Source organism: Nitrosomonas sp. HPC101 (genome assembly GCF_009833125.1).
In the GTDB taxonomy this organism is placed as follows: domain Bacteria; phylum Pseudomonadota; class Gammaproteobacteria; order Burkholderiales; family Nitrosomonadaceae; genus Nitrosomonas.
In genome coordinates this window covers 299,639-317,300 of the sequence record NZ_QRCC01000001.1, presented here as the reverse complement: position 1 = coordinate 317,300, position 17,662 = coordinate 299,639, and the positions used below count along the sequence as shown (strand labels likewise).

Below are 17,662 nucleotides of genomic sequence, written 5' to 3'. Positions count from 1 at the left end.
TTATTCGATACCCGCTTCATGTGCCTGCTGGTCGGCATGGTAGCTTGAACGCACCATTGGGCCGCAAGCAGCATGGCTGAATCCAAGATGGGTAGCGATGCGCTCGAATGTTTTGAAATCTTCGGGTGAAACATAACGCATGACAGGATGATGCCCTTTGCTGGGTTGCAGATACTGGCCAACGGTCAGCATATCAACCTGGTGTGCGCGTAAATCGCGCATGACTTCGATGATTTCTTCGTCGGTTTCTCCCAGCCCGAGCATCAGGCCTGATTTGGTTGGAATATGCGGAAATGCCGTTTTGAAATCCTGCAGCAGTTGTAATGAATGTGCATAATCAGCACCCGGCCGGCATTGTCTGTACAAGCGCGGTACGGTTTCCAGGTTATGATTCATCACGTCAGGTGGGCAAGCAGACAGCTTTTCCAGTGCTATTTCCAGTCTGCTGCGAAAATCGGGGACAAGGATCTCGATCCGTGTTTGTGGAGACTGAGTGCGAATTTCGCGGATACAGTCTGCAAAGTGTTGCGCACCACCATCTCTGAGATCATCACGATCCACGCTGGTAATGACAACATAATTGAGCTTCAGCACTGCAATAGAATTGGCCAGATGTATCGGCTCGTCCGGATCGGGTGCATGCGGCCGGCCATGTGCCACATCACAGAACGGACAGCGTCTGGTGCATAAATCACCCAGTATCATGAACGTTGCCGTGCCGCGGCCAAAGCATTCTCCGATGTTCGGACAGGAGGCTTCCTCACAAACGGTATGTAGCCTGTTTTCGCGCAGCAGACGTTTTACTTCCTGATATCGCTGGCTGTTGGGTGAGCGTACGCGAATCCAGGAAGGTTTGCGTAACAACTGTCCGGATTGTTCCAGATCGATTTTGACCGGGTTGCGCGCTGTTTTGGCGGTGCCTCGTTGATGGGTGTCAGCGGTCATGGGTAGCGGTTATCCTGTATGTTAAGCATCGGTTAATTGGGCAATAAAATTCTGCGCCAGTTTGGCGGCAAGCACCTTTTTGTTGTCTAGTATGCCAAGGTCTTTTGCCTGTGTAACGCGCAAACCATGATAGCCGCAGGGGTTGATCGCGGTAAAGGGCGTAAGATCCATGTCAGCATTGAAGGCTATGCCATGATAGCAGGCTCCGTGCCTGATTTTCAGTCCCAGAGAGGCGATTTTGGCGCCGTTGACATAAACGCCGGGTGCATTCTCATTGCCTTGTGCAGCAACATCGTACTCACTCAGCAAGTCTATCACGGCTCCTTCCATTTTTCTGATCAGCTGCCTGATACCAAGCTGCCGGCGGTGCAAATCCAATAGTAAGTACATGATAATCTGCCCGGGAGCATGGTAGGTGATTTGTCCCCCTCGATCAGTTCTGATGACGGGAATATCGCTCGGAAAAAGTAGATGCTCGGGTTTTCCAGCGATTCCCTGGGTGTAAACAGGCGGATGTTCCAGTAGCCAGATCTCATCAGTGGTTTCACGGGTGCGCTGTTGTGTAAAATCTTTCATTGCCTGCCAGGCAATGAGGTACTCAGTGATCCTCATGTTTTTTACAGTAACGGTGAACATGTTGCCTGTTGCCCAATTCATGATTCAGCCCGTGAGTAAATCGTTCAGCGCTGAATATTTATTTTTCTGCAGATTGATTCTATAGCAGCAACGGGAATGAAGATTGCCGGTACTGAGCTGCCTAAAGCAGCATGGTGACCATCGGATGAGCATGCAGTGCCTGATAAAGAGTATCCAGTTGCGCGCGAGAAGTAGCCTGAATTGTGCAGGTAAGACTTAGATAAGTACCATTTTTACTGGTGCGAACTTCGAGGGTTGTATCATCGAAGTCAGGGGCGTGTGTTTTGACAATAGTCAACATGGATTGAGTGAATCCCTGCTGCGATTTTCCCATGATTTTGATCGGGAAGTCACAAGGATATTCGATAAGTGATTCTTCTGTCATGGGATTGGATTACTAGCGTGAGGCGTGTCCACGCATCACAGCCTGTTTGTATGCCTGATAATGCCGGTTGAGTTGCTGGAATATCGGACCGGGAACACCATTGCCGACTGGCTGTCCGTCGAGCTGGGTAATGGGAAGAATTTCCTTGGTGGAAGAAGTGAGCATGACTTCCTGTGCGGTGCGTAATTCAGTCTCTGAGACATCTCTTATTGCGTGAGGGATATCATGGGTTACAGCCAGCTCCAATACCACATCATAGGTAGTACCGGGCAATATGCGATGATCTTTTGGCGGAGTCAGCAGCTGGTTGCCTCTTACAATAAAAATATTGCTGGCGGCTCCCTCGGTCAATAATCCATCACGCAGCAAAATAGTTTCCATGGCGTGCTCGTCTACCGAAAGCTGGCGTAATAATATGTTAGGGAGGAGAGAAATGGTCTTGATATCGCAGCGCCCCCAGCGATTGTCAGATGCGGTGACAGCCGATGCTCCGGATACGAGTAATTCTTCCGGAGGTGTCAGTAGTGGGCTGCTCATCATGAAGACAGTGGGTGTTATTCCGTGAGGGAATGCGTGATCACGTTTTGCTACGCCACGCGTAATATGCAAATAAAGATACTGGTCATCGTATTCGTTCAGTTCGATAACGCGTGCAATCAGGTCAACCCATTGTTTTTCGGTATGCGGATTCTGGATGCGGATGTTGTCCAGACTATACTGCAGACGGGAAAGATGTTCATTCAACCGGAATGGTTTGCGTGAATAGACCGGTATGAGCTCATAGACTCCGTCCCCGAAAATGAAGCCTCTGTCCAGCACCGGAACCATAGCTTGCTCTATTGGTAGAAATTTTCCGTTGAGATAGATCATGCTTTTATTGTCACGAAATTATTAGAGATTAGTTGAACAGCATTTTCAGATTGTCCCATGCACGCCCGAAGAAGTTGGCGGTATCAACTGTCTCCAGCGCAACCAGCGGATAGGTCGCTATTTCCTGTCCATCCAGGATGAATTTTACCATTCCCACTTCCTGACCACGATTGATCGGAGCAACGAGTGGCTGGCGGTATTCCATCCGGGCCTTCAATCCATCAACCTTGCCTTTGGGAAGCGAAAAATAGATATCCTGGTCAAATCCAACCTTGAGTTTATTTTGTGCACCCTTCCAGATCTGGACATTGGCGACAGGTTGATCCTTCTTGTAGGGATGAGCGGTATCGAAAAACTGGAATCCATAATTCAGCAGGCGTTGGCTTTCGATGCTGCGAGCATTGGGCGAGGCAGTCCCCATTACCACAGAAATAAGGCGCCGGTGATCACGCTTTGCTGAAGTGACCAGGCAATATCCGGCAGCTTCCGTCCATCCCGTTTTCATGCCATCAACATTGGGATCCGTCCACAGAAGGCGATTGCGGTTCTGCTGGGTGATGCCGTTGTAGGTATATTCGCGTAAAGAATAGAGCGGGTAGTATTCCGGAAAGTCTCTGATAATTGCAGCTGCCAGCAATGCCAGATCATAAGCCGTGCTGTAATGATCAGGATGGGTCAGTCCGGTTGAGTTGGTAAAGTGCGTGTTGTGCATGCCCAGACGCTTTGCTTCCTCGTTCATCATGTGCGCAAGCAGATCTTCCGAGCCGGCAATTAGCTCTGCTAGAGCAACACAGGCGTCATTTCCTGATTGTACGATTACTCCATGAATCAATTCATCAACAGTGACCTGTTTGTTTGGTTCGATGAACATGCGTGATCCTGCCGTGCGCCAGGCTTTTTTGGATACGGGTACGATCTGATCCGGTTTTATACGCTCTTGCTTCAGAGCAGAGAAGACGACATACGCTGTCATCAATTTGGTGAGTGAGGCAGGGTCCAATCGTTCGTGCGGATTGGACTCGGCAAGCGTTTGATTGCTGTGAAAGTCGGTCAGGATGAACGATTTGGCAGCAATAGCCAGTTCCGGCTGTTGTGACCATGCCGGAAAAACTGGCATCAATAGGAACAGAAAGAAAATAAACTGTTTCATGAGGGTCAGGAAAAGCTTTATTATACTCTGACTTTGCAGTGTGGATTTTTTGAATCCAAATCAATTTTATCTGGATGCAGATTTGACATTCTGAATGTGCTAACTCATAATTCGCGGTTATCTTGTACTATAAAAACAAAGGAAATTCAGTGAAAACCTTTTCTGCCAAGCCACATGAAGTAGAGCACGAGTGGTTTGTGGTTGACGCAACCGATAAAATTCTGGGTAGATTGGCAGCAGCTATTGCTCATCGTCTGCGTGGCAAACATAAGCCTATTTATACGCCGCACGTGGATACGGGTGATTATATTGTAGTTATCAATGTAGATAAATTGAGAGTGACCGGTAACAAGGCCGAAGACAAGAAATATTATCGTCACAGTGGTTATCCTGGGGGAATCTATGAGACTACCTTTAAAAAGATGCATGCGCGTTTTCCTGCCCGGCCGCTTGAAAAAGCGGTGAAAGGTATGCTTCCTAAGGGGCCGCTTGGGTACGCCATGATAAAAAAACTGAAAATTTATGCTGGAGATATACACCCTCATGCGGCTCAGCAGCCGCAACCACTGGAAATTAACGCTTAATCTGATAAATCATGGCTATTCAATATAATTACGGAACCGGGCGCAGAAAAAGTGCAGTTGCACGGGTTTTTATTAAACCAGGTACGGGTGTCATTACGGTAAATCGTAAGCCCGCCGATGAGTATTTTTCTCGTGAAACAGGGCGTATGATTATTCGTCAACCGCTGGAATTGACTGGAAATACAGCTAATCTGGACATTATGGTCAATATATGTGGGGGTGGAGAATCTGGGCAAGCTGGTGCGGTCAGGCATGGTATTACCCGCGCGCTGATCGATTATGATGAAACATTGAAGTCGGTTTTAAGTAAAGCAGGTTTTGTGACAAGAGATGCACGTGAAGTAGAGCGAAAAAAGGTTGGTTTACGTAAAGCAAGACGACGTAAACAGTTTTCTAAACGGTGATTGTTGTTGTTTTTTGAACAATACGAAAAAGCCGCCCTTTCTATCGGGCGGCTTTTTCGTATTGGGTCTGCAACACAAAGTACCCTGCTATTTACTGCTGCTTATTTAATAAATAATTAATTTTTTGGTTGCTGTTTCCTAGAGATGATCAATGTTGGTATTGTGGGTGGGACAGGTTATACAGGTGTTGAGCTGTTACGTATTCTTGCACAGCACCCGAAAGTCAAGCTTCAGGTCATTACTTCCCGCCAAGAAGCTGGAACCGGGGTAGACGACCTTTTTTCCAGTTTACGCGGGCAGATCACGCTTAAATTCAGCGATCCGGCCAAAGTGGATTTTGGTAAATGTGATGTTGTTTTTTTCGCAACACCCAACGGCATTGCCATGCAGCAGGCAAGTGCATTGCTTGGATCCGGAATAAAAGTTATTGATTTGTCTGCCGACTTCAGAATCAAGGACGTCACGGAATGGGAGAAATGGTACGGCATGTCGCATGCAGCTCCTGAATTAGTGGCTGAAGCTGTTTATGGTTTGCCCGAAGTTAACCGCGAAAAAATCAGGAATGCAAGGTTGATTGCTAATCCTGGTTGCTATCCGACGGCGGTGCAGCTGGGTTTTATCCCGCTGATCGAGGCAGGTGCTGTCGATGTGAATCATTTGATAGCGGATACCAAATCAGGTGTTTCCGGAGCAGGACGCAAGGCTGAAATACATACTCTGTATGCAGAGGCATCAGATAATTTTAAGTCATATGCTGTGGCGGGACATCGTCATTTGCCTGAAATCAGACAGGGATTGTCCGAGAGATCGGATAAGCCGGTTGATCTGACTTTTGTGCCCCATTTGACTCCAATGATTCGGGGAATCCATGCCACTCTGTATGCAAGACTTACCCGAGATGTTGATTTACAGGCATTGTACGAAAACCGGTACGTCAATGAACCTTTTGTGGATGTGCTCCCGGCGGGCAGTCATCCGGAAACACGTTCTGTACGTGGTTCAAATTTTTGTCGGATCGCAATTCATCGTCCCCGGGATGGTGACACTGCAGTAATACTCTCAGTTACAGATAACCTGGTTAAAGGTGCTGCTGGGCAGGCCGTTCAGAATATGAATATTATGTATGGCCTGCTGGAGACGATGGGTATTCAGCATATTCCACTGCTGCCCTGATAGTTTGTGATTGGAGCATGAAGTAACTGAAAAGCGTCAACTGCAGATAATATACCCGGAAGTTTCTAAAGAATGAGGGAAAAATTGCTGCATAATAAAAAAAATATCAGCGCACCCAGAGTCGTTGTGCGTCCTCATGTTCCCTGGTATCGACGTTTGCTGATAGCAACCATCGGGCTATTACTGGTAGCTGTGCTTGCTTATGGAATGTATGTAATCGGACAGGAAACAGCTCAGCCAGCCGAGAGTGTTGCAGCTGATCCGGTTTTTGAACAGATACTGGAATCAAACAATTGCCTGGAAAAATATGACTCTGCTCTTTGTGCACAGCTTGCAGAGCTTGTCAGGCAGTTGCAAATCAGCAATGCGACGCGTGTCGATCTGGTAAAGCAGGTTAAGTCTCTGGATGAAGAAAACGAGCGCCTGAGAGAGGATTTGAATTTGTTTCAGCAGATGATTTCCGGGAATGAAGAATTGCCTGATGTCGAGCTAATTATTCATCGCTTTGCTCTTGAACAAGGCCAGCTTCCCGGTGAATATCTGTATACGCTATTACTTGCCCAGGGGAGCCAGCGTTCCCAAGAGTTCAATGGCAAACTGGAGTTTGTGGTTGGATTGCTTCAGGATGGCGAAGAAAAATTTATTTCCCTTGTGGACGAGAATGCATCCAAAGAATTTCCCATAAATTTCCGCTTCTATCACAGACTGGAGAAAAGCTTCCAGATACCAGCAGATACGGTAGTGAAGAATCTGCAGGTTCTTATTTATGAAAACGGTTCAAATGAAGCGGTGCTGACGAAAACGATTCAGTTATCTCACAAGGAATCGGAGCATGTTCGGAAAAAAACGTAAGGTAGTCAGCGACATCGATACATTAATCGGAGCAAATACCGTGATTACCGGTGATATCCAGTTTGCTGGCGGGTTACGGGTTGATGGCCGTATCAGCGGCAGCATTATGACAACGGGCAACAAGCAACATTCTCTGCTTGTATTGAGTGAGCAGGGAGTAGTCGAAGGAAAAATCAAGGTGCCCTATCTGGTAATTAATGGAACCGTAAAGGGGCCGATTCATTCCAATGAAAATCTTGAACTGCAGCCTGGTGCAAAAATTACCGGGGATATTTACTATAAGACTATAAAAATTCATCAAGGAGCTGTCGTTGAAGGAAAGATGGTTTGTCGTGAGAACCCGCAGCCAGAGAAGCTGATCACCTACGTTGTATCTGCCGAGGAACAGAAAGAAAGAGCGGAGTGATTGGGTTACAGCTATCCGATATTCAGATGTTGGGCAGGCGCTGGTTTTATTTGCTGGCATCCAGCATTTCTGCTGCGTGCCGGTGAGTGGCAGCAGTCAGATTTTCACCGCCCAGCATACGGGCAATTTCTTCAACTCTCTCTGCTTCATCCAGTTCTGCAATATGGCTCGCTGGCAATTGTTTGTCACGTGTTCCGGCAGTCTTGGAGACACACCAGTGATGATCGCCCTTGGCCGCTACCTGTGGAAGATGGGTAATGCTGATTACCTGCCGTGTTTCCCCCAGATGATGCAGCAGTTTTCCGACGATTTCAGCGATACGGCCTCCAATTCCGGTATCGACTTCGTCAAAAATAAGCGTAGGAATGGAACTGATCTTGCTGGTAATAGCCTGAATCGCCAGGCTGATACGCGATAGTTCTCCACCAGAGGCTATTTTATTCAGCGGCCGCAACGGCAGATCCTTGTGAGCGGATACCTGAAATTCGATTTGCTCCAGGCCGTGCAGGTTGCCGGATGGTACGGGTATCATTGCTACGTTGAAGCGTCCCCCAGCCATTGCCAGGGTCTGCATGGATTCTGTGACTTGCCCGGATAGTTGATTTGCCGCATGCTGCCTTGCCTGGCTTAATTTGCCTGCAAGATTTTCATAATCAGTGCGGGCAGATTTTTCTGCCTTGATCAGTGCTTCATTATTTGAGCTGTTTTCCAGTATTTCCAGACGCTGCCTGGTTACCTCCAGTAGCTCCGGCAGTGTTTCCGGGCGGGTGCGATATTTTCTGGCTACTCCATGTATCGCAGCAATACGCGCTTCGGCTTCCTGCAGTTTACGAGGATCAATATCCAGGTGTTGCTGATAGTGTTTCAGCTCGTACACTGCCTCCTGCAATTGTATTTGTGATGATTGCAACTGGCTGCAAATCGGCTCAAGCGTTTTATCGATATTCACCAGGCTGTGTAGACGGGTGATCACTGTGCTGAGTTGTGGCAATACTGCGATTTCACTTTCCGATAATGACTCCAGGCTGAGTCGCGCAATTTCCAGCAAGCTTGCTGTATGCGTTAGCTGGTTGTGTTCTGCCTGCAGGGTTTCCCATTCTTCAGGTGAAAAATTCAGAGCAGTCAGCTCCTGCAGTTGCCATGATAGAAGTTCGTACTCGCGCGTGTTTTGCTCGTTTTGCTGCTCTTGTGAGTGTCTTTGCTGGCATAGACTTTGCCAGTGACGATAGGAGGAAGCAACTTGCCGGGCAAGATCCGATTCACCTGACCAGGTGTCAAGCAGTTCACACTGTTTGTGATTTTGCATCAATAACTGATGGGCATGCTGGCCATGGATATCAATCAGCCATTCGCCTGCTGTCCGCAATTGCTGAAGGGTAGCAGTATGTCCATTAATGAAATTGCGTGAACGTCCGTTGGTTTCCATGATTCTGCGTAACAGACAAATACCTGTTTCGTCTTCCAGAGCATTTTCCTGTAGCCATGCCTGTAGTGCGGGAAGGGTGCTTGCATCGAATTGTGCGGTGATTTCGGCGCGTTTGCAGCCATGCCTGATCTGGCTGGTATCGGCACGTCTGCCTAATACAAGTTCCAGTGCATCAATCAAAATGGATTTTCCTGCACCCGTTTCACCTGTCAGAACTGTAAAACCAGGTTTAAAGCACAAATCAATGTGATCAACGATAACGAAATTCTGGATAGATAAATTTTGCAACATGAATACTAACGGCTGTTTTTCTGAAGAATACTGCTCCAACCGAGTTTTTCTCGCAACATACGGTAGTAACTGTGATGGACGGGGTGCAGGAGTTTTATTGTTTCCGGGCAGCGCCGAAGCAGTACTCTGTCATGTTCGCCCAGATCAAACCAGGAATGGCTGTCTGTGTAGATCTTTGTCTCAGTTGTATAGTGAAGTACTTTGATTTCAATGACTGCATCTGCGCCAATTACGATCGGGCGGTTGCTGAGCGTATGCGGACAGACAGGAACCAGCATCATCAGATTCAGCCCAGGGTGCAGAATCGGTCCGCCAGAGGAAAGTGCATAGGCGGTTGATCCGGTAGGGGTCGCAATGATGAGGCCATCCGATCTTAAAGAATAAACATATTCTCCATTGATATGAACCTCAAGTTCGATCATTCCGCTGCTGATACCACGATGAAATACTACATCGTTGAAAGCCAGTTCTTTAAAGACACTTTTTCCATGGCGGGTAACTTCGGCGGTGAGCAGCATCCTGTTTTCCACAATGAATTGGCCTGCCAGCATGTCGTTCAGTGTTTCGTACATGGTATCGACTGTAAGATCCGTCAGGAATCCTAATCTTCCCTGATTGATCCCGATTAGCGGAACACTGAATGGGACGAGTGCGCGAGCAATATTGAGCATGGTACCGTCCCCTCCCAGCACAATTGCAAGATCAGCCTGTTTGCCGATTTCTTCCAGATCTGCTACAGGATATTGGCTTTTGCCGATATGTGTGGCAGTTAAAGCATCCAGTATGACGCAGGTGCCTCGGTCGGTTAAATATTCTGCCAGATCCAGCAGGGGCGTCATGATATCGGGAGTTTTATGTTTTCCGATTAATGCGATTGTTTTGAATAAAGTGCTGCCCATGTATGGAAAAAAAGAGGTGGAACAGTAAAAAATATCCGGATTTCCGCTTCAGATGATTGGGATGAATTCAAGTGATTGTAAGTACTGGATATTACCGCAGCCTATCCCGGAAAAGTAGAAATGAGTTAAAAAACAGTATTTCGTTTGTATGCGGGATTTGAAATTCTAGCTTCAGGTTGTTTCTGCTCATGGTGCCTGCTCGTAGCAAGACTGATTCGTGTAAAATAAACAGATGCTTAACGAACGCGCGAAAATTCTGCTTAAAGCTCTGGTTGAACGATATATTCATGAAGGTCAGCCTGTTGGCTCGCGTGCGCTCGCCAAATTTTCTGGATTGGATCTGAGTCCAGCCACGATTCGTAATGTAATGACTGATTTGGAGGAAATGGGCTATGTTTCCAGCCCGCATACATCTGCCGGACGTATGCCGACTGCACTTGGTTACCGTTTTTTTGTGGATACCTTGCTGGTGGTGAAATCTCTGGATAATGAACAGATTACGCTGCTGGAAAATCGAATGCACCCCAATAATCCGTCGCGTCTGATCAATGTTACCTCTCGCTTGTTGTCGGACCTGACCCAGTTTGTTGGAGTCGTTGTGACACCCAAGCGAGTGGGAGGTGCAGTTTTTCGCCATATTGAATTTGTACCATTGTCTGAAAAACGGATCCTCCTGATTCTGGTGACGCCGGAAGGGGATGTTCAGAATCGGATTATTTTTACTGAAACAGTTTATGGCCAGTCTGATTTGATTGAAGCCGGGAATTTTCTTAACCAGCACTATGCTGGTTGCACGCTGGAAGAGATTCGTTCCGGGCTGCAGCACGAATTGACACAGTTGCGCCGGAATATGACTGATCTTATGAATGCAGCGATAGAAATAGGGAATGACGCTCTGCAGGAAAGTAGTGAGGCAGTGGTGATAGCGGGAGAACATAAATTGTTTGACGTCCGTGATTTATCGGATAATCTGTCCAGTTTGAAACAATTGTTTGAGTTATTTGAGCGAAAATCAAAGCTGTTGCAGTTAATGGAATTAAGTCGTCAGGCGCGAGGCGTTAAAATCTTTATTGGTGGAGAATCCGATGGCACCATGCTGGAAGAAGTCAGCGTGGTAACCGCACCCTATGAAATGGAAGGTGAAATTGTGGGTACTGTGGGAGTAATCGGTCCGCGACGTATGGCTTATGAGCGCATTATTCCTATTGTCGATATAACCGCCCGTCTGCTTTCAAACAACCTGTCGTAATATCCCGTATCTTATTTTATGTCACGAGTCATGTTGCCGGAGCCGGCCTATCGACACGGTTCAATTGATAAAACTGGCGTTCTGCTGATTAATCTGGGCACACCGGATGCTCCAACTGCCAAAGCGCTACGGATCTATCTGAAGCAGTTTCTGAGTGAGCCCCGTATCGTTGAGTTTCCGCGCTGGCTGTGGTGGTTTATTCTGAATGGCATCATTCTCAATATCCGGCCAGCTAAATCTGCCAGAAAGTATGAACAGATCTGGACGTCGGAAGGTTCACCATTGAAAGTACATACCGAGCGCCAGACAGCACTTGTTGCGGCCTTGTTGAAGAAACAGTTTGATCTGGCTCCGGTGATCGAATATGCGATGATTGTTGGCAACCCGTCTATTGCAGAGAAGTTGCAGCAGATGAAAGAGCAGGGCTGCAGTCGGATTCTGGTGTTGTCGCTGTTTCCCCAGTATGCTGCTAGCAGTGCCGGGTGCGCGCTGGACAGCGTTTTTACTGAGCTGAGCAAGATGCGTAATATTCCTGATATTCGCACTGTCAGGCACTATCACGATGATCCGGGCTATATTGCAGCACTGGCACAGAATGTTTGTGATTACTGGGAGAAACACGGGAGACCTGACAAGCTGGTTATCAGTTTTCACGGTGTGCCGCACAAAACTCTGGAAATGGGCGATCCTTATCACTGTGAATGCCAGAAAACCGGGCGGTTACTGGCTGAAGCACTGGGGTTGACAGAGGGCCAATATCAAGTGTGTTTCCAGTCGCGTTTTGGTTTCTCTCAGTGGTTGAGTCCTTATACTTCAGATATTCTGAAAGAACTGGGTAAACAGAAAACCGGGCGAATCGATATTGTCTGTCCCGGTTTTGTCGCAGATTGTCTGGAAACGCTGGAAGAAATCGCCATAGAAGGAAAAACAACCTTTATCGAGGCCGGAGGAGGTGAATTTCATTACATCCCCAGTCTCAATGAACATCCGGAATGGATTAAGACGATCGGGGATATTATTCAATCACATTTGACAGGCTGGGGTACCCGACAGCCTGCCAAAGGGGATATGGAGCAGTCACGCAAGCGAGCATTGGAGTTGGGAGCAGAAGAATGATTGATACATTTTACAATTGGGAGAAAAGAATGAATGCACCATGGATGAAGTTGTTGTTCGCTTTCCTATTTGTCAATGTTCTGGCCGCCTGCGCGACTTCTCCTACCGGCCGAACACAACTCGTATTTATGCCGGATGCTGAGGTGAACAGCATGGGCCTGCAGGCTTTTGACACCTTGAAGCGTGAGAACAAGATCAGTCATAACGCGAAGAATAACCGGTTTGTCAGTTGTGTGGCCAGCGCAATTACGCGGGAAGTGGAGGGTGAATGGGAGGTTGTTGTATTCGAAGACCAGTCACTGAATGCGTTTGCGTTGCCTGGCGGTAAAATTGGTGTGCATACCGGCTTGCTCGATCTGGTGGATAACCAGGATCAGCTGGCAACTGTCATTGGCCATGAAGTGGGACATGTGATGGCTCGCCATAGTAATGAACGTTTATCCCAGCAGACGGGTACCAATCTGGGCATATCACTTATCCAGGCAGTTACTGCGCCTGAATCTGCGTTGGGGCAAACTGCAATCGGTTTGCTGGGAGTTGGAGCACAGTACGGAATTATCATGCCGTATAGCAGATTGCAGGAATCCGAAGCAGATATGATTGGTCTGGATTTGATGGCCAAAGCAGGTTTCAATCCGTCAGAAAGTATAAAACTGTGGCAAAAGATGGAGCAGGCCAGCCAGGGTGCGCAACCAGTGGAATTTCTTTCCACTCACCCTTCGCACGCATCTCGTATCCAGAATCTGCAGGCATATTTACCAAAAACGCAGCAATTACAGCAACAGGCGAATGCTGCAGGAAAGAACCCGCATTGTACTAAATGAAGAATACCGGATTTGTTGGCGACTGTAAGCGGATGCAGAATTATTGGCTTGCAGTTCTGAATATGAATAGCTGTTTGTTGATTTTTAGAGATTATTTTTGTATTTAGGAGATAAAAGCAAATGTCGCAGAAACATCCTGTTATAGCTGTAACCGGATCTTCCGGAGCCGGAACATCCACTGTCAAGGCAAGTTTTGAGCATGTTTTTCGGCGTGAGCGGCTGAATGTCGCTGTGGTTGAGGGCGATAGCTTCCATCGTTACGACCGTGAATCCATGAAGCAGGCGGTTGAAGAATCGGAAAAGAGCGGTGGGCGGCCAATCAGCCATTTTGGTCCGGAAGCCAATGAGTTTGAAAAACTGGAAACTTTATTTCGAACGTATGGAGAAAGCGGTTCCGGAGAAACGCGCCTTTATCTGCATAATGAAGAGGAAGCCAAACCCTATAATCAGAAGCCGGGTACCTTTACGCCGTGGAAAACAATTGTGCCCGGTACAAATCTATTGTTCTACGAAGGTCTGCATGGGGGTGTGAAGAGTGATACAGCGGATGTCAGTCAGTATGTAGATTTGCTGGTGGGTGTGGTTCCAATTGTTAATCTGGAGTGGATTCAGAAAATCTACCGTGACACTGCTGCCAGAGGATATTCGTGTGAGGCGGTAACGCATACTATTCTGCGTCGTATGCATGATTACGTCCATTACATCACCCCTCAGTTCTCACGTACGCATGTTAATTTTCAGCGCGTGCCAACAGTGGATACCTCCAATCCATTTATTGCCCGGGATATTCCGACACTGGATGAAAGCATGGTCGTTATCCGCTTTCGCGATTATCACGGTGCTGATTTTTTTCCTTACCTGCTGAACATGCTGAGTGGATCGTTTATGTCCCGCTCCAATACCATCGTTGTGCCTGGTGGCAAAATGGGTATGGCAATTGAATTGATTCTGACGCCACTGATTCTGGATTTGGTAGCAAAGAGTAAGAAGTAGTTTTTCTGGGAGCCTGTTTAAAATTTCGTCAAAGAAAGGCAGTACAAGTTCAAGGTTGAACAAAAGCTGGGCTTCCGGTCCGGTTTTAACATTGTGGTGCGTCCTTTAGCGGAATATTAAGCAGGTTCTGATATTTCTCCCCTCTGCCCTGACAGCAACTGGGATGTTCCTTTGTATATGACTGAGTTACTTACCGATCTCAACCCTGAACAACTGGAAGCCGTCACCTGGCCACACCGATCCGCTCTGGTATTGGCAGGCGCAGGAAGTGGCAAGACCCGTGTGTTGACTACACGGATTGCGTATTTGCTGCAGTCAGGTTTTACTCAACCGCAAAATATTCTGGCAGTTACTTTTACGAATAAAGCTGCACGAGAAATGGGCGCGCGTATCAGTGCGATGCTGCCTGTCAATATCCATAATATGTGGATTGGTACGTTTCATGGCTTATGTCATCGTATGCTGCGTGCCCATCATGAAGATGCAGGATTGCCGCAGGCATTCCAGATACTGGATATGGCTGATCAGCTGGCTGTCATCAAACGGATACTGAAAGAGCGTTTGCTGGATGAAAAGGCTTTGCCAGCCAGACAACTGCAATGGTTTATCAATAACGCCAAGGAAGAGGGATTACGGGCATCGCAGGTTAATACGCGTGGCAGTTTCAATCTGATCCTGGCTGAATGCTATCAGGCATATGAAGTCATCAGCATGCGGGAGGGCACTGTTGATTTTGCCGAACTGTTGCTGCGTTGCTATGAACTGTTGAGCCGCAATCAGATTCTGCGTGATCATTACCGTAACCGTTTTGAACACATATTGGTAGATGAATTTCAGGATACCAATCAGTTGCAGTACAAGTGGATCAAATTGCTGGCAGGTTCGAATTCACAACAACATGCTGCTCTTTTTGCGGTTGGGGATGATGACCAGAGCATCTATGCATTTCGGGGAGCGCGTGTTGGAAATATGCGTGATCTGGAAAAGGATTTCAGCGTACCGAAAATCATCAGGCTGGAACAAAATTACCGCTCGCAAGGCAATATTCTGGATGCTGCCAATGCACTGATTGAGAACAACAAGCAGCGCCTGGGCAAGAATCTGTGGACTGCGGCGGAGAAAGGAGAATCCGTGCGGGTTTATCACGCTGCTACGGATATGGATGAGACCGGTTTTATTATTGATGAGATCAAGGCACTGCACGCTGAAGGCTTGTCTCTTTCCGAGATGGCGCTGCTTTATCGTTCTAACGCGCAATCACGGGTACTGGAGCATGGTTTGTTCAATGCATCTATTTCCTACCGCGTTTATGGTGGCATGCGTTTTTTTGATCGCCAGGAAGTCAAGCATGCACTAGCCTATTTGCGGTTGATTGCTTTGCCGAATGATGACAATGCCTTGCTGCGGATCATTAATTTTCCTCCCAGAGGAATTGGTACGCGTACGCTGGAGCAGTTGCAGGATCAGGCGGGAACATCTGGAATCGGTCTTTGGCAAGCAGCACTCCAGGTGTATGAGAGCGGGAAAGCTGCTGCTGCCAGGGGGGGGCAGTCCGGAAGAGGAATAGCGGGTTTTGTCAGCCTGGTTTTATCTATGCAACAGGCATGTGCAGAGCAGCCATTGCCGGAAATAATCCGGTATGTAGTGGATCAAAGTGGATTGGTGGCGCATTACCAGGCTGAGCGTGAGGGTAACAATGAGCGCCTGGAGAATCTTAAGGAGCTGGTTAATGCTGCGATCAGTTTTGTACATGAATCCGAAGATGACAGTCTTACAGCTTTTCTGGCACATGCTTCACTTGAAGGCGGCGAGCATCAGGCAGAAGGCTATCAGGATGCAGTTCAATTGATGACGGTGCATGCAGCAAAAGGATTGGAATTTCATTCGGTATTCATCAGCGGTCTGGAGGAAGGATTGTTCCCTCACGAAAACAGCCGTAATGAACCGAATGGCCTGGAAGAAGAAAGGCGTTTGATGTATGTGGCGATGACACGTGCACGGCAGCGACTGTACCTGAGTCATGCGGAGAGCCGCATGCTGCACGGTCAGGTGCGTGTAAATGTGCCTTCCCGGTTTGTGGATGAAATTCCGAATGATTTATTGAAAAGGTTACGATCTGGGTTTTCCGGATCAGGATACGCTCAGAGGCCACCGCGAGCGGGGCAAAATGTTGTCGGCACCACGTATTCCCGTCAAGGCGGAAAAAATACACCGGTCGCTGCAACCGGAATGGCTGTGCAAGGGCTGAACGTGGCAGGCTTCCATATTGGCCAGCAGGTATCACACACAAAATTTGGGACGGGCACGATTGTAAATTACGAGGGCAGCGGACACGATATGCGGGTTCAGGTGAATTTCCGTCAGGCAGGTACAAAATGGCTTTCACTTGCCTATGCAAAACTGGTTCCCCTATCCTAGGAAGTCTTTGCAAAACGATCTGTGTTGCTGTTTTACGTTAAAAGTCGGCTCAAAATACTCAATTTATTACGTATAACTCCATTTTTTTGCCGACTTCTGCCTTGAACTGATCACCCTGCTAATATGAGTCTTTGGAAACCCTGATGATAAAGTGTGCGTCAACTGTGGTTTCTGACCATGCTGTTTATATTACGACGCTGTATTGATTCCGCGAGTTCGGCTATTGGGATTCATCATTCTCGCCCTGGCTGATTTTTTCCTTGTTTTCATCCTTGTTCTGATCAGATCCAGTACTTTCGTCCTGTTCGTAGTGAAAAATATCTTTGTAGCTGACATAAGCCGAAGTGAATGCAATCGGGAACCATATAATGAAACCCAGTCCGTAGAGCATAGCTGAGAGCATGGCAAGAATAAACAGAATAATAAAGTAGATCTGAAAGGCAAAAAGATTTTTCAGGCATGCGAAAAAACTTTTACGTATGGCAATGAGGGGAGGCATCTTCTCAAAGATCACCAGCATGGGGGCAAACCAGATTGCCATCAGTAGTGGTATGCTGAGCAGCAGGGAAAATAAGGCGGCGGATAAGATGTTATTCATGACTCCGGCCAGTTCGGTTTCATCAAATCGTTTGCCATGCAGCCACATATCAATGGCGGCATCTCCTCCGCGTAACATGAAAAAACCAGTAATCAGCACGTCACCGATCAGGTAAATTCCGCCGATCGTGATAAGGGGTACAGTATGTTTCTTGAATCCATAAAACAGGTACTCCAGCTCAAGTTTTCCGGTTAAATCCAGCTGTCTGCATCCGGCCATAATTCCGGCTACAAAGACAGGTACAGTCAATATGCCAACAAGACTTCCCAGATATGGGATAAGCCCCAGCGTTGTTCCAATCAGTAAATAAGTAAAACACAGAAGGATCCAGTGAAGGGGTGCCTGGCGGAAAAAATAAAAGCCACTTAAAATCCACTGTAATCCCTGCTTGCCGCGTACATATCGTGCTTCCATAGTTTTCTCCCGTAATTAAAGTACGCCCG

Annotated in this window: 18 protein-coding genes; 10 read left to right on the top strand and 8 right to left on the bottom strand. The window is 47.5% G+C overall.

Annotated features, from left to right (window positions below; translation table 11 throughout):
* The 5 genes from lipA to ABO04_RS01415 all read right to left on the bottom strand — a co-directional run bounded on the left by lipA (position 1) and on the right by ABO04_RS01415 (position 3,986).
* The gene (gene lipA / locus ABO04_RS01435) at positions 1–945 is read right to left on the bottom strand and encodes a lipoyl synthase (RefSeq protein ID WP_160808826.1); all 945 of its coding nucleotides are present in this window, start codon (positions 943–945) and stop codon (positions 1–3) included.
* A 21-nt stretch (positions 946–966) separates the two neighbouring features.
* A complete protein-coding gene (gene lipB / locus ABO04_RS01430; RefSeq protein WP_160808923.1) occupies positions 967–1,581 on the bottom strand; it encodes a lipoyl(octanoyl) transferase LipB in 615 nt (204 codons plus the stop codon).
* 121 nt (positions 1,582–1,702) lie between these two features.
* Complete coding sequence (locus ABO04_RS01425) at positions 1,703–1,966, bottom strand: DUF493 domain-containing protein (protein ID WP_160808825.1); 264 nt, start codon at positions 1,964–1,966, stop codon at positions 1,703–1,705.
* Positions 1,967–1,978: 12 nt separating this feature from the next.
* A complete protein-coding gene (locus ABO04_RS01420) occupies positions 1,979–2,836 on the bottom strand; it encodes a D-amino acid aminotransferase (protein ID WP_160808824.1) in 858 nt (285 codons plus the stop codon).
* A gap of 28 nt (positions 2,837–2,864) precedes the next feature.
* Complete coding sequence (locus ABO04_RS01415) at positions 2,865–3,986, bottom strand: D-alanyl-D-alanine carboxypeptidase family protein (protein ID WP_164504195.1); 1,122 nt, start codon at positions 3,984–3,986, stop codon at positions 2,865–2,867.
* Positions 3,987–4,135: 149 nt separating this feature from the next.
* Between ABO04_RS01415 and rplM the strand changes: the two genes are divergently transcribed.
* The 5 genes from rplM (at position 4,136) to ABO04_RS01390 (ending at position 7,405) form a co-directional block, all read left to right on the top strand.
* Positions 4,136–4,570 (top strand): 50S ribosomal protein L13, encoded by a 435-nt coding sequence (rplM, locus tag ABO04_RS01410; RefSeq protein WP_160808823.1) that lies wholly within the window; start codon positions 4,136–4,138, stop codon positions 4,568–4,570.
* Positions 4,571–4,581: 11 nt separating this feature from the next.
* Positions 4,582–4,974 carry a 30S ribosomal protein S9 gene (rpsI, locus tag ABO04_RS01405; protein WP_160808822.1) on the top strand — a complete coding sequence of 131 codons (393 nt, stop codon included), beginning with the start codon at positions 4,582–4,584 and terminating at the stop codon, positions 4,972–4,974.
* A 144-nt stretch (positions 4,975–5,118) separates the two neighbouring features.
* Positions 5,119–6,147, top strand: a complete 1,029-nt coding sequence (gene argC / locus ABO04_RS01400; RefSeq protein ID WP_160808821.1) for an N-acetyl-gamma-glutamyl-phosphate reductase — start codon at positions 5,119–5,121, stop codon at positions 6,145–6,147.
* A gap of 72 nt (positions 6,148–6,219) precedes the next feature.
* Positions 6,220–6,999, top strand: a complete 780-nt coding sequence (locus ABO04_RS01395; RefSeq protein ID WP_240141362.1) for a DUF6776 family protein — start codon at positions 6,220–6,222, stop codon at positions 6,997–6,999.
* Positions 6,980–7,405, top strand: a complete 426-nt coding sequence (locus ABO04_RS01390; protein WP_160808820.1) for a polymer-forming cytoskeletal protein — start codon at positions 6,980–6,982, stop codon at positions 7,403–7,405. The genes ABO04_RS01395 and ABO04_RS01390 overlap by 20 nt, the downstream gene beginning before the upstream one ends.
* Positions 7,406–7,451: 46 nt before the next feature.
* On the opposite strand, the gene recN is transcribed toward ABO04_RS01390, so the two are convergent.
* Together recN and ABO04_RS01380 are read right to left on the bottom strand one after the other, a co-directional pair.
* Positions 7,452–9,122, bottom strand: a complete 1,671-nt coding sequence (recN, locus tag ABO04_RS01385) for a DNA repair protein RecN (RefSeq protein ID WP_160808819.1) — start codon at positions 9,120–9,122, stop codon at positions 7,452–7,454.
* 5 nt (positions 9,123–9,127) lie between these two features.
* Entirely contained in the window at positions 9,128–10,021 is an 894-nt protein-coding gene (locus ABO04_RS01380) for an NAD kinase (protein WP_160808818.1), read from the bottom strand.
* A gap of 232 nt (positions 10,022–10,253) precedes the next feature.
* Between ABO04_RS01380 and hrcA the strand changes: the two genes are divergently transcribed.
* The 5 genes from hrcA to ABO04_RS01355 all read left to right on the top strand — a co-directional run bounded on the left by hrcA (position 10,254) and on the right by ABO04_RS01355 (position 16,621).
* A complete protein-coding gene (gene hrcA, locus ABO04_RS01375) occupies positions 10,254–11,270 on the top strand; it encodes a heat-inducible transcriptional repressor HrcA (RefSeq protein WP_160808817.1) in 1,017 nt (338 codons plus the stop codon).
* A gap of 18 nt (positions 11,271–11,288) precedes the next feature.
* The gene (hemH, locus tag ABO04_RS01370; protein ID WP_160808816.1) at positions 11,289–12,386 is read left to right on the top strand and encodes a ferrochelatase; all 1,098 of its coding nucleotides are present in this window, start codon (positions 11,289–11,291) and stop codon (positions 12,384–12,386) included.
* Between the two features lie 29 nt (positions 12,387–12,415).
* Positions 12,416–13,210 (top strand): M48 family metallopeptidase, encoded by a 795-nt coding sequence (locus tag ABO04_RS01365; protein WP_160808815.1) that lies wholly within the window; start codon positions 12,416–12,418, stop codon positions 13,208–13,210.
* 120 nt (positions 13,211–13,330) lie between these two features.
* A complete protein-coding gene (locus ABO04_RS01360; RefSeq protein ID WP_160808814.1) occupies positions 13,331–14,203 on the top strand; it encodes a phosphoribulokinase in 873 nt (290 codons plus the stop codon).
* Between the two features lie 177 nt (positions 14,204–14,380).
* The gene (locus ABO04_RS01355; protein WP_160808813.1) at positions 14,381–16,621 is read left to right on the top strand and encodes a UvrD-helicase domain-containing protein; all 2,241 of its coding nucleotides are present in this window, start codon (positions 14,381–14,383) and stop codon (positions 16,619–16,621) included.
* A 220-nt stretch (positions 16,622–16,841) separates the two neighbouring features.
* On the opposite strand, the gene ABO04_RS01350 is transcribed toward ABO04_RS01355, so the two are convergent.
* Positions 16,842–17,633: a BPSS1780 family membrane protein gene (locus tag ABO04_RS01350; protein WP_160808812.1), complete on the bottom strand. Its 792-nt coding sequence runs from the start codon at positions 17,631–17,633 to the stop codon at positions 16,842–16,844.
* Positions 17,634–17,662 lie beyond the last annotated feature (29 nt).

Excerpts from the sequence above, each read along its gene's own strand:
- lipA (WP_160808826.1), bottom strand. The coding sequence starts at position 945 with ATGACCGCTGACACCCATCAACGAGGCACCGCCAAAACAGCGCGCAAC.
- lipB (WP_160808923.1), bottom strand. The coding sequence starts at position 1,581 with ATGTTCACCGTTACTGTAAAAAACATGAGGATCACTGAGTACCTCATT.
- ABO04_RS01425 (WP_160808825.1), bottom strand. The coding sequence starts at position 1,966 with ATGACAGAAGAATCACTTATCGAATATCCTTGTGACTTCCCGATCAAA.
- ABO04_RS01420 (WP_160808824.1), bottom strand. The coding sequence starts at position 2,836 with ATGATCTATCTCAACGGAAAATTTCTACCAATAGAGCAAGCTATGGTT.
- ABO04_RS01415 (WP_164504195.1), bottom strand. The coding sequence starts at position 3,986 with ATGAAACAGTTTATTTTCTTTCTGTTCCTATTGATGCCAGTTTTTCCG.
- rpsI (WP_160808822.1), top strand. The coding sequence starts at position 4,582 with ATGGCTATTCAATATAATTACGGAACCGGGCGCAGAAAAAGTGCAGTT.
- argC (WP_160808821.1), top strand. The coding sequence starts at position 5,119 with ATGATCAATGTTGGTATTGTGGGTGGGACAGGTTATACAGGTGTTGAG.
- ABO04_RS01395 (WP_240141362.1), top strand. The coding sequence starts at position 6,220 with ATGAGGGAAAAATTGCTGCATAATAAAAAAAATATCAGCGCACCCAGA.
- ABO04_RS01390 (WP_160808820.1), top strand. The coding sequence starts at position 6,980 with ATGTTCGGAAAAAAACGTAAGGTAGTCAGCGACATCGATACATTAATC.
- recN (WP_160808819.1), bottom strand. The coding sequence starts at position 9,122 with ATGTTGCAAAATTTATCTATCCAGAATTTCGTTATCGTTGATCACATT.
- ABO04_RS01380 (WP_160808818.1), bottom strand. The coding sequence starts at position 10,021 with ATGGGCAGCACTTTATTCAAAACAATCGCATTAATCGGAAAACATAAA.
- hrcA (WP_160808817.1), top strand. The coding sequence starts at position 10,254 with ATGCTTAACGAACGCGCGAAAATTCTGCTTAAAGCTCTGGTTGAACGA.
- hemH (WP_160808816.1), top strand. The coding sequence starts at position 11,289 with ATGTCACGAGTCATGTTGCCGGAGCCGGCCTATCGACACGGTTCAATT.
- ABO04_RS01365 (WP_160808815.1), top strand. The coding sequence starts at position 12,416 with ATGAATGCACCATGGATGAAGTTGTTGTTCGCTTTCCTATTTGTCAAT.
- ABO04_RS01360 (WP_160808814.1), top strand. The coding sequence starts at position 13,331 with ATGTCGCAGAAACATCCTGTTATAGCTGTAACCGGATCTTCCGGAGCC.
- ABO04_RS01355 (WP_160808813.1), top strand. The coding sequence starts at position 14,381 with ATGACTGAGTTACTTACCGATCTCAACCCTGAACAACTGGAAGCCGTC.
- ABO04_RS01350 (WP_160808812.1), bottom strand. The coding sequence starts at position 17,633 with ATGGAAGCACGATATGTACGCGGCAAGCAGGGATTACAGTGGATTTTA.